Origin of the sequence: Thauera aminoaromatica S2 (assembly GCF_000310185.1) — a bacterium.
GTDB classification, from domain to species: Bacteria; Pseudomonadota; Gammaproteobacteria; order Burkholderiales; family Rhodocyclaceae; genus Thauera; species Thauera aminoaromatica.
In genome coordinates, this window is the sequence record NZ_AMXD01000021.1 from 25,721 (window position 1) to 39,491 (window position 13,771).

The following is a 13,771-nucleotide window of genomic DNA, read 5'->3' on the forward strand; positions in this document are numbered from 1 at the left end:
CCGAACCAAGAAAAAACGGATTGCTTATTCGCTCGGCGGCCGGGAGGCGACGACCCCGCGCACGACGAGCACCCTGTGCGCGCGGCCCGTCTTTGGAATCCACGACCGGGTTCGCTAACATCTCGCGTTCTTTCGCCCGCCCCGCGACCGCGGCGCGGCCTGTCACGCCTTCGCATGGGGAATTCCACAAATGATCGTCTTCGTCACCGGCGCCTCCGCCGGCTTCGGCGCCGCCATCGCGCGCAGCTTCGTCAAGGGCGGCCACCGCGTCGTCGCCACCGCACGCCGCAAGGACCGCCTGGATGCGCTCGCCGCCGAACTCGGCGACGCGCTGCTGGCGCTCGAGCTCGACGTGCGCGACGCCGATGCGGTCGCCGCGGTGCCGGGCGTGCTGCCCGACGGCTTCGCCGAGGTGGACGTGCTGGTCAACAACGCCGGCCTCGCGCTCGGCCTCGAACCTGCGCACAAAGCCTCGCTGGAAGACTGGCACACCATGATCGACACCAACTGCACCGGCCTGGTGCAGGTCACCCGCGCCTTCCTGCCCGGCATGGTGGCGCGCAACCGCGGCCACATCTTCAACCTCGGCTCGGTGGCCGGACGCTGGCCCTATGCTGGCGGCAACGTCTATGGCGCCACCAAGGCCTTCGTGCGCCAGTTCAGCCTCAACCTGCGCGCCGACCTGCTCGGCACCGCGCTGCGCGTCACCGACATCGAGCCCGGGCTGTGCGGCGGTACCGAGTTCTCCAACGTGCGCTTCCACGGCGACGACGACAAGGCGGCCAAGGTGTATGCCGACGTGCAGCCGCTGACCGCCGAGGACATCGCCGACTCGGTGTACTGGATCGCCACCCGGCCGGCGCACGTCAATATCAACACCATCGAGCTGATGCCGGTGGCGCAGTCCTTCGCCGGCTTGTCGGTGCATCGCGGCTGAGCCCTGGCCGGCGTGCGACCACATCCGCAGCGGAGCGGGCAGGGCGCCGTCGCCGCTCCCTCGCGCTGGCGCCACGTCGGGTTCGCTTGCGACGATGGCCGCATGCGCCTGCCCGGGGGGGCGAGGCGGGCGGCCTGCGGACGACTCCGTGCCTGTGGCGAGTTTGTAACAGTGTCATTTTCTTGCAGCAGGATGCGCATAATTTCCGCAATGCATCATCGATCCGCCCGACCGTGACTCCAGATCTTCCGCCTTCCGCTCCGGAGCCCGCAGTGCCTTCCGTCGGGCGCCGCCCGCGCCCCTGGCGCGTGCTGGGCGTTGCCATCTGCGTGGCGCTGCTGGTGGCGAGCGTGGCGGGCGGCCTGCTGCTGTGGCACGAGGCCGGTACCTCGCGCCTGCAGGCGCGCGCGCTCGCGCGTTACGCCGCGCGCCTCGACTACGCCCTGCTGGCGGGGCCGAGCGCGGCGATCCGCTTTCCTGCCCACGGCCCCTTCGACCAGCGCCTCGGCTACACCGAGCTGGCGCGCTTTTCCGAGCGCCTGCAGGCGCGCGGCTTCGCACTCGTCGAGCAGGTGCGCTTCGACGATGCGCTGCTCGCCCACGTCGAGCGCGGCCTGTTCCCGCCCTACGCCGAGAAGACGCGCGCGGGCCTGGACGTCTTCGACTGTCGCGGCGAGCCGCTGTACGGCTTCCGCTATCCCTGGCGCGGATACGAGCGCTTCGAGGACGTGCCGGCGATCGTCGCCCAGGCCCTGCTCTTCATCGAGAACCGCGACCTCCTCGACGAATCGCGGCCGACGCTCAATCCCGCGGTGGACTGGGCACGCTTCGCGCGCGCGGCGCTCGGCCAGCTCGGACGCATGGTCGATGCCGACCTCGACGCGCCCGGCGGCAGCACGCTCGCCACCCAGATCGAGAAGTACCGCCACTCGCCTGGCGGCATCACCCAGGATGCGCGCGAGAAGCTGCGCCAGATGGTGTCCGCCTCGGTCCGTGCCTATCGCGAGGGCGAGCAGACGCTGCCGCTACGCCGGCGGCTGGTGCTCGACTACCTGAACACCGTGCCGCTCTCGGCCGCGCCCGGTCACGGCGAGGTCAACGGACTGGGCGACGGGCTGTGGGTGTGGTTCGGCGCCGAGTTCGCGCGCGTGAATGCCTTGCTGGCGGCGCCGGTGGGCGAGGGGGAGGAGCGCATCGCCCAGGGTCGAGCGCTGCGCCAGGTGGTCGCGCTGATGATCGCGCACCGTCGGCCCTCGTGGTATCTCGCCGGCGGGCGCGAGGAGCTGGCGCGCACCACCGACGCCTACCTGCGCCTGTTCGCCGAGGCCGGGCTGATCGGCGCCGTGCTGCGCGACGCCGCGCTCGCCCGGCCGCTCGCCTTCCGCGACCTCGTCGCCGATCCGGCCTGGGTTCCGGCCACGCCAGGCAAGGGCACGACCGCGGTGCGCGCCCGCCTCGCCGGTCTGCTCGACACCTCGCTGTACAGCCTCGACCGCCTCGACGCCGAGCTCGGCACCACCCTGCACGGCGGCCTGCAGCAGGCCGTGGGGGACTACCTCGGGCGCCTCGCCGACCCGGATTTCGCGCGCAGCCAGGGCCTGATCGGCGAGCGCATGCTGCAGCCGGCCACCCTCGGCGCGGTGCGCTACAGCTTCACGCTGGTCGAGCGCACCGCGGGCGGCAACCGCGTGCGCGTGCAGACCGACACCACCGACCAGCCGCTCGACATCAACGAGGGCAGCAAGCTCGAGCTCGGCTCCACCGCCAAGCTGCGCGTGCTGGCGACCTATCTCGAGCTGGTCGCCGAACTCCACGGCCGGCTCGCGGCGCTGGATCCTCCGGCGCTGCGCCGCGTCGAGGTCGACGCGCAGGACCGTCTGACGCGCTGGGCGATCGACCACCTCGCCAGCGCGCCGGACCGCAGCCTGCCGGCGATGCTCGAGGCCGCGCTCGAACGCCGCTTCTCGGCCAGCCCGGGCGAAGGCTTCTTCACCGGCGGAGGCCGCCACACCTTCGGCAACTTCAACGCCAGCGACAACGCGCGCAATCCCACCCTGCGCGAGGCCCTGCAGGCCTCGATCAACCTGCCCTTCGTGCGCCTGATGCGCGAGCTCGTGCGTCACACCATGTACCAGGTGCCGGGCAGCACCGCGCGCCTGCTCGAGGACAACGAGGACCCGCGCCGCGTCGAGTATCTGGTCCGCTTCGCCGACCGCGAGGGCCAGCTCTTCCTGCGCCGCTTCTGGCGCAAGTACCAGGACAGCACGGCGGAGGAGATCCGTTCCACCCTGCTCGACGGCCTGCGCCCGGGCGCGGACCGCCTCGCCGCGGTGTTCCGCTACCTGGAGCCCGAGGCCCCGCCGCACGCGCTCGCCGATTTCCTCGCCCGCCGCCTCGGCGAGCCCCCCGCCGCCGCACGCCTCGCCCAGCTCTATGCGCGCAACGCCCCGGAAGCCTTCGACCTGCCCGACCGTGGCTACGTGGCACGCGTGCATCCGCTCGAGCTGTGGCTGGTCGCCTTCCGCCTGCAGCACCCCGAGGCCACGCTGGCCGAGGCGGTGGCGGCGAGCGCGGACGAGCGCCAGCAGGTGTATCGCTGGCTGTTCCGCACCCGCGCCAAGGGCGCGCAGGACTCGCGCATCTTCACCCTGCTCGAGGTCGAGGCCTTCCTCGAGATCCACCGCCGCTGGGCGCGCCTGGGCTATCCCTTCGGCCACCTCGTGCCTTCGCTCGCCACCGCGCTTGGCAGCTCGGGCGATCGTCCGGCGGCGCTCGCCGAGCTGATGGGCATCATCGTCAACGACGGCCAGCGCCTGCCCGTGCAGCGCATCGACACGGTGCGCTTCGCGCGCGCCACGCCCTACGAGTCCGCCTTCGCCATCCGCCCGGTGGAAGGCGACCCGGTGATGGCGCCGGAGGTCGCGCGCGCGCTGCGCGGGGCGCTGTCGGACGTGGTCGAGGGCGGCACCGCGCGCCGTCTGGCGGGCGCTTTCAAGCTGGCCGACGGCAGCGAACTGGCGCTCGGTGGCAAGACCGGCACCGGCGACAACCGCATCGTGGTGCGCGGACGCGCCGGTCTTGCGCTCAACCGCACCGCCACCTTCGTGTTCTACCTCGGCCCGCGCCACTTCGGCACGCTGACCGCCTACGTGATCGGCCCCGAGGCGGCGAGCTACCGCTTCACCTCCGGCCTGCCGGTGCAGATCCTGAAGTCGATGGGGCCCTTGCTGATCCCGCACCTGGAGTTGGCGCGCGCAGACGCCTGCCTGCCGCCGCCGCTGTCGGGCGCACCTGCGGCGGTGGGGGCGGGCGAGGAAGGCGGTGTCCCCGAAGGCGAGGTCCCATCGAGCCGGGTGGGGGAGGGCAGGATCACCGGGGTGGTGGTCGAGTGAGCGGACCGGGTGGTCCGGCTTACGGGTGGAAGGGCCAGAACAGCGGGATCAGCGCGCTGCACAGCAGCCAGGTGAGGACGTTCATGGGCACGCCGAGGCGGGCGAAGTCGGCGAAGCGGTAGTTGCCCGCGCTATAGACCAAGGTGTTGGTCTGGTAGCCGATCGGGGTGGCGAAGCTGCAGCTTGCGGCGAACATCACGCCGACCACGAAGGGGCGCGGATCCACCCCCATCTGCTGGGCGAGCCCGATCACGACCGGGGTGAACAGCACCGCGATCGCGTTGTTGCTCAGCACCTCGGTGGCCACCGAGGTGATCAGGATCACCAGCGACAACATCAGCCACGGCGACATGCCCTCGCCGAGCGCGGCGAGCTGGGCGGCGAGCAGCTGGTCGAGGCCGGAGTTGCGCATCGCGATGCTGATCGCGAGCATGCCGAAGATCAGCACCAGGATCGGCCACTCGATCGACTTGTAGGCCTCGTCGCTGGTGATGCAGCCGGTGGCGATCACGATCGCCGCGCCGATCAGCGCCAGGCCCTCGATCGGCATCACGTTCAGCGCGGCGAGCAGCATCACGCCGACGATGGTGGCGAGCGCGACCGGCGCCTTGTGGCGGCGGCTGGTCATCTGGCGGCCCTCGGTGATCGCGAACAGGTCGCCGTTGTCGCAGAAGCGCTGGATCTGCGCCGGCGTGCCCTCCACCAGCAGCACGTCGCCGCCCAGCAGCTGGAAGTCCTCGCCGATCTGCGCGAATGAGGCGTCGCGCCGATGCACCGCGACGAGGTGGATGCCGTAGCGCGCGAGCAGGTCGAGATCGCGGATCGGGCGCAGGATGTAGCGCGAGGTCTGGCCGACGATCGCCTCCACCATCACCAGGTCGCGCCGGCGCAGGGTCTCGATGTCGTGGGCCTCGGCGCCCGCCGGCGCCTGCAGGCCGACGCCGTCGCTGCTGCGCAGCGCCATCATCGCGTCGCTGCGGCTGTGCACGACCACGCGGTCGCCGACCTCCAGCCGGGTGTCCGGGGCCGGGTCGGCGAGCTCGATGTCGCCGCGCACCAGGTTGAGCACCTGGATGATGCCGTTCGACAGACGCGCCTCGCGCAGCGTCCTGCCGGCCAGGTGCGAGCCCTCGGGCACGAAGAGCTCGGTCATGAACCAGCGCTCGCCGGCGCCGAACTGCTGGCTCAGGGTCTCGCGCACCGGCAGCAGGCGGGGCGCGAACACCAGCATGAAGGCGCTGCCCACCAGCGCCATGAGGATCGCCGGCAGGCTGATCTCGAACATCGAGAAGGGCGCCAGGCCCTGCTCGCGCGCGACGCCGTCGACCAGGATGTTGGTCGAGGTGCCGACCATGGTGATCAGCCCGCCGAGGATGGTGGCGTAGGAGAGCGGGATGAGCAGGCGCGAGGGGGCGAGGCCCTGGCGGGCCGCCACCGCGATCACCGCCGGGATCATCACCATCACCACCGGGGTGTTGTTGATGAAGGGCGACACCAGCAGGCAGGCGGCGATCAGCGCCAGCAGCAGGCGGCGCTCGCCCGCGCCGGCCGCGGCGGCGAGCCACTCGCCGAGCTGGTCCACGCAGCCGGTGCGCGACAGCGCCGCGCTGATGATGAACAGGCAGGCGATGGTGATCGGGGCGCTGTTGCCGAACACACCGAGCACCTCCTTGGTGTTCAGCATGCCCGCCACGAGCAGCACGCCCACGGCGACCATGACCGCCACGTCGGGCTTCACCCACTCGCGCACGAAGGCGACGAAGAGGACGACGAGGACGAGGCCGACGAAGAGGGGGGCGTGGAGCTCGGGTAGCGGCATGGCGGCACGAATGGGCGGGGGAATGGAGCTTAGCTGCCGCGTTTATGCATTCAAAAGACTTGATATTCCATAGCTTATTCCTCTCGGTTCATTCGAGCGGTGGCTGAAGTCGGGCGGTGCGCGGCGATCCACCTCGGCGCCGCAGCCCGGCAGCGGATGCCTGCAGTGGCGCAGGGGGTTCGATCTCGCCGTTGTCGGCCTATATTTGTCATGCGGGTCCCGCGAAGCCGCCTACGAGGGGAAAGTCATGCGTCTCCGTTTCTTCCTGTCGTCCCCGGGCGATGTCGCCGACGAGCGCACATTCGCCCAGCAGGTCATCGAGCAGGAGCTGCCGAAGGATCCCTTCATGCGCGGCCGGGTCGGTTGCGAGGCGGTGCGCTGGGACGACCCTGCGGCACCGGTGGCGATGCCGGCGACACTGACGCCGCAGGAAGCGGTCAATCGCGGGCTGCCGCGGCCTTCGGCGTGCGACTGCGTGATCGTCGTGTTGTGGTCGCGGCTGGGGACGCCGCTGCCGGCGAGCTGCACCCGCCCCGACGGCAGCCGCTATCTCTCGGGCACCGAATGGGAATACGAGGATGCCATCGCCGCGAAGCCGCAGCCCCACATCCTCGTGTATCGCCGGCGCAGCCCGCCCGAGCTCGGCGACCCGCTCGATGCGGACTACGACGAGCGCCTCGCCCAGTACCGCAGGGCGAACGACTTCTTCAAGCGCTTCCGCAACGCGGATGGTTCGCTTGCCGGCGGCTTCGCCGAGTACGACACGCCGCAGGAGTTCCGCGACCGCCTGCGCGTGGATCTGCGCGCCTTCATCCAGCGCCGACTCGACAGCGAGCAGGCCAACGGGCAGACCGTACGCGTCAACGCGCCGCCGCCGTATGGACGGATTGCGAAGGCGCTCGCCAGCGGTTCTGCGGTGCCGATCATCGGTCCCGGCATCTGCCGCTCGGGGCGCCCCGGCGACGAGCCCTGGGACCCCGATGCACCGCGCTTTCTCCCCAGCGGCAACGAGCTGTCGGCGTGCCTGGCCGACGAGGCGGGGTTCCCGTCGCAGGCCGAACGCGACCAGCTGGCGGAGGTGGCGTCCTACTACGAGGCCTTCAAGACCCGTGATGCCCTGCGCGAGCGACTGCGTTCGCTGCTCGCGCCGGCCGCGCCGGACAAGCTCGCCGTGCCGCCGCTCTACTCGTTGCTCGCCAGTCTCGAGAAGCCGCTGCTGATCATCACGACCAACTACGACACCCTGATCGAGCAGGTCTTCCGCAACGCGCAGAAACCCTACGACCTGGTCGTGTACTCCGAACTCAAGGAGCTCGGCAACGCCGTCCTGTGGTGGCCGCACGGCGCCCTGAAGCCGGAGACGGTGGCGCCGAACGAACTTTCCATCGAGCTCGAGAAGAAGACGGTGATCTTCAAGATGCACGGCTCCATCGTTCCCCAGACGTCCGACCTCGACACCTTCGTGATCACCGAGTCGGACTATGTCGAACTGCTTGCGCGCATCGCCAGCAGGTCGGCGATTCCGGCCCTGTTCGCGTCGCACTGTCAGGACCGCAATCTGCTGTTCCTCGGCTACAGTCTGCGCGACTGGAGCTTCCGCACGATCCTGCAGAGCCTCAACCGCTTCTTCGCCAAGCGCCTCGTCGCCGGCGACGACGAGATCCAGTCGTGGGCGATCGACGATCGCTTCTCCGAGCTCGAGCTCAAGTTCTGGCAGCGGCGCGGGGTGTATCCCTACGAGGTGAACCTGGACGAGTTCGTCCGTTTGCTGCGCGCGAGGATGTCGCCATGAACGCCGAGGTCCGCATCGAGCAGCGTTGCCCCTACGTCGGCCTGCAGCCCTTCGAGGAGGCCGACCGGGCCTTCTTCTTCGGGCGCGAGCGCGACCAGCGGGTGATCATCGCCAACCTGCTCTCGTCCCCGCTGACGATCCTTTATGGATCGAGCGGGGTGGGCAAGAGCTCGGTCCTGATGGCCGGCGTCGTGCCGCAGCTGCATCGCGAGCGGCCGCGGACCCCGGTGGTGGTGTTCCGCAACTGGGTGGATCGCGACTTCCAGCTCGCGCTGACGCGCGCCTGCATCGAAACCGTCTGGGCCATGCAGGTGGACCAGCCCAGGCCGGCGGAGACCCTGCCCCTCGAAGAGGTGCTGCGCGCCTGCGCTGAAGCTGCGCATGGCACGATCCTGGTGATCTTCGACCAGTTCGAGGAATACTTCCTCTATCACGCCAAGGACAGCGAGGCGGCCGGCGCGTTCGAGGCCCAGTTCGCGCGTGCGGTGAACCGCGAGGACGTGGATGTCGGTTTCCTGGTCGCGCTGCGCGACGACAGCCTGTCGCGGCTGGACCGCTTCCAGGAGCGCATCCACAACCTGCTGAGCAACCGCCTGCGACTCAACCATCTGGAGCCGGAGGCGGCCGGCGACGCGATCCGCAAGCCGTTGGAGGTGTGGAACGCGCTGCAGGCGGTGGGCGTGCCGCCGGTCGGCATCGACGATGAACTGGTCGACGAGCTGCTCCGCCAGGTCCGCATCGGCCAGGTCTCGGCCGGACGCCCCGGGGGCAGCGGGGGGCTGCGCCACGACGAGGGCTGCATCGAGGCGCCCTTCCTGCAGCTGGTCATGGTGCGACTGTGGGAGGAGGAGCGCGCGCAAGGCTCGGACCGGTTGCGGCGGGAGACGCTCGACCGGTTGAAGGGTGCCGACGAGATCGTTCGCACCCACCTCGACGTCGCGATGGCCCGCCTCGATGCGACGAGCCAGGCAGTGTGCGCCAGCTTCTTCGATCGGCTGGTCACCCCGAGCGGCAGCAAGATCGCCTGCGGCGCCGCGGACCTGATCAGCTGGGCGGGGGATCTCGCGCCCCACGTCCCCGCGGTGCTGCAGTCCTTGAGCGACGCGCGCAACCGCATCCTGCGCACCGTGTCCGTCCCCGACAACCCGGAGGTGATGCGCTACGAGATCTACCACGACGTCCTCGCGCCCGCCATCCTCGACTGGCGCCAGCGCTTCGAGGCCGATCGGCAGCGCGAGGAAGCGCTCCGGGTGGCTCGCGAGAAGGCCGCACGGCGCGAGGAGGAGGCGCAGATCGCGCGCGAACGCGCGGCCCGGCGCGCCTTGCACAGGTGGCTCGTGGGCCTGGGCATGATGAGTTGCGTCGCCGGTGCGGGATGGCTCTATGCGTCCTGGGAGGGAATGCGTTCGGCGGCCAACGAGAAGGCGGCGCAGTCGATCTCGAACGCGCCTATCGATCCCGGAAGTGCGCTGAGCCTGGCGCTGGAGGCGGTGGAGGCGACGGTCCCGTCCTGGATGTCGGTCGCTCGCGCGGCCCGCCTGCACCTGACCCCGACCGCTGCCGCCGAAGACGCCTTGCGCCAGGCGATCCAGGCCTCGCGCCTGGTGTGGACCCTGCCGGTGAGCGGCAGGGCGCTCTCCGATGTGGCTTTCAGTCCCGATGGCGGCCGGCTGCTCACTGCCGGCCAGGATCAGACCGCGCGGGTGTGGGATATCCGCAGCGGCCGTCCCGCCGAGCCCGTCGTCACCTTCGCGCACGACGCCTGGGTGCGGCGGGGCCGCTTCCTGCCCGATGGCGAGCGCGTCATCACGGTGTCCGGAGGCCTGGCCTACCTGTGGTCCCTCGCGCAGCCGACGGCTCCGCTGCGCAGTTTCGAGCATGGCGGGAACATCTACTCTGCCTTCGATACCAGCGCCGACGGCCGGCGCCTCGCGACCGCCGGGGATGGCGCGCAGAAGGCGCGCGTGATCCGCATCTGGGACGTCGACGCGGACGTGCCGGAGCCGCTGCTCACCCTGGATGCGGAGGGGGCATGGATCATGGGGCTGGCGTTCAGCCCGGATGGCTGCTGCGTCGCCACCGCTGCGGTCGAGCGCGGCAAGGCCGAGCGAAGCGCGATCGCCCTGTGGGGGCTCGAGCGCCGGCGCGAGATCCTCTCCCTGCCGCTCGAGGAGCCGAGTGACGCGATCGCGTTCGCGCCCGATGGCAGCGCGCTGGTCACCGCCAGCCGTGATGGCTGGCTGCGGGTATGGGAGCCCGCGGGGAAAGGGTTCGATGTGCTGCTGCGCGAAGCGGCGGGCGGCACGCACCGGGGTGAGGTGCTCGCGTGGAATGGGCGGACGCTGGCCGGTCACGGCGACCGCATCCGCAATGTGGAGGTGAGTGCGGACGGGGCCCTGATCGCCAGCGCGGGCGGCGACGGGACGGCAAGGGTCTGGAGCCGGCATACGGGCGAGAACCTGCTTACGCTGACGGGGCACCTCTCCTACGTGGAGGCGGCCCGCTTCAGCCCCGACGGGCGTCACGTGGCGACGGCGAGCCGTGACGGCACGGTCAAGTTCTGGAACATCGAGGGGCACGCCAACACGGTCACCAGCATCGCCTTCAGCCCGGATGGTCGTACCCTGGCCACCGGCAGCAGCGACCGCACCGCCCGCATCTGGGACTTCGCGGACGGTACCCCGCGACTGCGCCATACCCTGCGCGGTCATGCCGATCAGGTGCATCGCGTGGCCTTCGACCCTTCCGGGGCGCGGCTCGCGACCGCCGGGCTGGACAACCAGCTGCGCCTCTGGGACGTCGCGAGCGGCGAGGCGGTCACGCTGCCGAGCGTGCCTCCCGAGCATCGGCACAAGGATCAGCTCAGGGGGGTGGCCTTCAGTCCGGACGGCCGCCTGCTGGCGAGTGCCGGGGCCGACGGCCATGCACGGCTCTATCCGCTTGCGGGGGAGGGAAGCCCGGTCTCCGTGCTGCATGGCGGGGCGACGATCCAGGTGTCGGGCGTGGCCTTTCATCCCGGGGGCGAGCGCTGGGCGACCAGCGGCTTCGACGGCAAGCTGAAGCTGTGGGATCTGTCCGGGACCGATCTCGGCACGGTCGGCTTGCCGGATGACGAGCGCAAGCTCGGTATCCGCATCGCCGGCCTCGCCTTCAGTCCGGATGGAGAATACGTCGCTGCGGTGGTGCAGCGACGTGTGCGGGTCTGGCCGGTCGCTGCCTTCAAGGAGCCGGAGGTCCACCCGCCCGTGCGCCTGCCGCTCATCGAGGGCGCGCGCCACTGCGCGGCGCTCGCCTACAGCCCGGACGGCCGCTGGCTGGCGGTGGGCTGCAGCGACGCCGGCGTGCGCCTGTTCGAGATGCCCGCGGGAACGCTCGTCAAGACCATCACGGTGCACAAGAACGAGGTCCGCGGCGTCGCCTTCAGCCCGGACGGGACGCTGCTGGCCACGGCCAGCAACGACAAGACCTTCCATGTCTCCCCGCTCGCCTTCGAGGCGGTGTACGAGGCCGCGCGGCGCCTGCAGAAGGCGACGGCGGCCGAGCGCTAGTGGTCGGCGCGTGGCGGTCCAAGGGGCGCGCCTTGCGCCAGCCTAGCGCCGCGCCGCGTCCAGGCGCGCCTGTGCGCTGTGCTCGAGCTCGGCGGCACGTTCGCGCAGGAACTCGAGGAAGGCGCCGGCGAGCGGAGTGAGGCGCTTGCCGGCCGGATACACCACCTGCCACTGGGTCGGGAGCGGGGTGCCTTCCACGCGCAGCACCGCGATGCCTTCGTCCACCGCATGTGCGAGCGCGTGGGCGGACAGCAGCGACAGCCCCAGCCCGCCCGCCACCGCCTGCTTCACCGCTTCGTTGCTGCCGAGTTCCAGGCGCGGGCGCAGGGCGAGGCCGTGGGCGGCGAAGAACTGCTCGGCCGCCTGGCGGGTGCCGGAGCCGGGCTCGCGCAGCACGAACTCCTCGGCGGCGATCGCCTCGATCTCCAGCTTTCTGCGGCATCCCGCGAGCGGATGCGCGGTGGAGGCCACCACCACGAGCGGATTCGACAGGAAGGGCGTGGCCACCACCGGCGGCGCCTGCGGCGGCCGGCTCATGATGTAGAGGTCGTCGAGGTTGTCGGCCAGGCGTCGGATCACCGCGTCGCGGTTGAGCACCGCCAGCGACACCTCCACCGCCGGGCGCTCGCGGCGGAAATCGCCGAGCAGGCGCGGGATGAAGGTCTCCGCGGTGCTGACCACCGCCAGCCGCAGCCGCCCCACCACATCGCCGCGCAGCTCGGCGAGGGTCTCGTCGAGGCGCTCCAGCTCCTGCTCGACCCGGTTCGCGGTGTCGAGCACCACGCGCCCGGCCGCGGTCAGGTGCAGGCGGCGGCCGACGCGCTCGAACAGTGGCAGGCCGACCTGCTCGGCGAGCTGGCGCAGCTGCGCCGACAGCGTGGGCTGGGTCAGGTGCAGGCGCTGGGCGGCGCGCGACACGCTGCCCTCGCGCGACACCGCGAGCAGCAGGCGGAGCTGGTGGAAGGTCAGGCGCATCGGCGATGGACGAGCGTCATTCGAGTGATAGAGAAAAATCTATGGTAAGTTGAAGAATAAATCATTTTTCTCGATGTGTGCGCCGCGGCAAAATTCGCCTCGCACTGACGCAGCCGCGCCCCCGGAGAACCGGCGCGGTGCTCCCCCGGTTCCGCGCCCGCGCGCTCCGTTCATCGAGGAAAACAACACATGGTCGATGCCGTTCCCTTCTTCTTCGCCCTCGGCGCGGTGGCCTCGCTCGCCCGCTCCGGCCTGCGCCTGCCCGCCGCCGTCTTCGAGACCCTGTCGATCTACCTGCTGCTGGCGATCGGTCTCAAGGGCGGGGTGGAGATCGCGCGCTCGGAGAGCGCCACGCTGTGGGTCGATGCGTTGCTGGCGATCGGCCTCGGCGCGCTGATCCCGCTGCTGGTCTTCCCGCTCTTCCGCCTGCGCTTCTCGCGCCCGGACGCAGCTTCGCTGTCGGCGCACTACGGCTCGGTCAGCATCGTGACCTTCGCGGTGGGCGCGGCGGTGCTGGCCGGACGCGGCATCGAGGTGGAAGGCCACCTGGCCCTGCTCGCCGCCCTGATGGAGGCGCCGGCGCTGATCGTCGCCACGCTGATCGCGCGCTGGGGGGTGAAGTCAGCCGATGGCAGCTCGACCGCCGGCGCGCTGGTGCACGAGGTCTTCGCCAACAAGAGCGTGGTGCTGCTCGGCGGCGGCATCCTGATCGGCTGGATCGCCGGGCCGCAGGGCCTGGAGCCGCTGTCGCCGCTCTTCGTCGATCTGTTCAAGGGCGCGCTGTGCCTGTTCCTGCTCGAGATGGGGCTGATCGCCGCCGACCGCCTGCCCGACCTGAAGAAGGCGGGGCTGTTCCTCGTCGGCTGCGCGCTCGCCCTGCCGCCGCTGCTGGCGCTGGCCGGCTGGGGCGTGGCGCAGGCGATGGGCCTGGGCGTGGGCGGCACGGTGCTGATGATGACGCTGGCGGGCAGCGCCTCCTACATCGCCGCGCCGACCGCGATGCGGATCGCGGTGCCCGAGGCCAACCCGGCGCTGGGGGTGGCGGCGGCGTTGGCGGTGACCTTCCCGTTCAACCTGCTGCTCGGGATCCCGCTGTACCTGTGGTGGGCGCAGGCGATGGCCGGGGCCTGAGGAGGGCGCCGGGGTGGGGAGGCGGCGGCAAGGCGGCCTCCGTCACGGACACGGACTCCGCTTCGCTGCGGGAGGCCGTACGGCCTTCCGCCTCGGGGTCCGCAGCTTCGAGGTCGCCGGCCGCGGCGGCCATCGCGCGCCGAGGCCGGCGGCGTTCGGGCGGACGCGCCCGCCTCG

Annotated in this window: 7 protein-coding genes; 5 read left to right on the plus strand and 2 right to left on the minus strand. The window is 71.0% G+C overall.

Annotated elements, in window-relative coordinates:
• Positions 1–190 precede the first annotated feature (190 nt).
• The gene (ydfG, locus tag C665_RS05560) at positions 191–937 is read left to right on the plus strand and encodes a bifunctional NADP-dependent 3-hydroxy acid dehydrogenase/3-hydroxypropionate dehydrogenase YdfG (protein WP_004302354.1); all 747 of its coding nucleotides are present in this window, start codon (positions 191–193) and stop codon (positions 935–937) included.
• 272 nt (positions 938–1,209) lie between these two features.
• Complete coding sequence (locus C665_RS05565) at positions 1,210–4,329, plus strand: transglycosylase domain-containing protein (protein WP_004302357.1); 3,120 nt, start codon at positions 1,210–1,212, stop codon at positions 4,327–4,329.
• A gap of 19 nt (positions 4,330–4,348) precedes the next feature.
• Here C665_RS05565 and C665_RS05570 read toward each other — a convergent pair whose 3' ends face one another.
• On the minus strand, positions 4,349–6,148 hold the full coding sequence (locus tag C665_RS05570; RefSeq protein ID WP_004302358.1) for an SLC13 family permease: 1,800 nt from the start codon (positions 6,146–6,148) through the stop codon (positions 4,349–4,351).
• Between the two features lie 247 nt (positions 6,149–6,395).
• On the opposite strand from C665_RS05570, the gene C665_RS05575 reads away from it, so the two are divergent.
• Complete coding sequence (locus tag C665_RS05575; protein ID WP_004302359.1) at positions 6,396–7,940, plus strand: SIR2 family NAD-dependent protein deacylase; 1,545 nt, start codon at positions 6,396–6,398, stop codon at positions 7,938–7,940.
• Positions 7,937–11,488: a WD40 repeat domain-containing protein gene (locus tag C665_RS05580; protein ID WP_004302360.1), complete on the plus strand. Its 3,552-nt coding sequence runs from the start codon at positions 7,937–7,939 to the stop codon at positions 11,486–11,488. Before C665_RS05575 ends, C665_RS05580 begins: the two co-directional genes overlap by 4 nt.
• Before the next feature lie 42 nt (positions 11,489–11,530).
• Here the strand turns inward: C665_RS05580 and C665_RS05585 are convergent, their stop codons facing one another.
• On the minus strand, positions 11,531–12,463 hold the full coding sequence (locus tag C665_RS05585) for a LysR family transcriptional regulator (RefSeq protein WP_004302361.1): 933 nt from the start codon (positions 12,461–12,463) through the stop codon (positions 11,531–11,533).
• Positions 12,464–12,652: 189 nt separating this feature from the next.
• Between C665_RS05585 and C665_RS05590 the strand changes: the two genes are divergently transcribed.
• The gene (locus C665_RS05590; RefSeq protein ID WP_004302362.1) at positions 12,653–13,594 is read left to right on the plus strand and encodes a sodium-dependent bicarbonate transport family permease; all 942 of its coding nucleotides are present in this window, start codon (positions 12,653–12,655) and stop codon (positions 13,592–13,594) included.
• Positions 13,595–13,771: the final 177 nt, after the last annotated feature.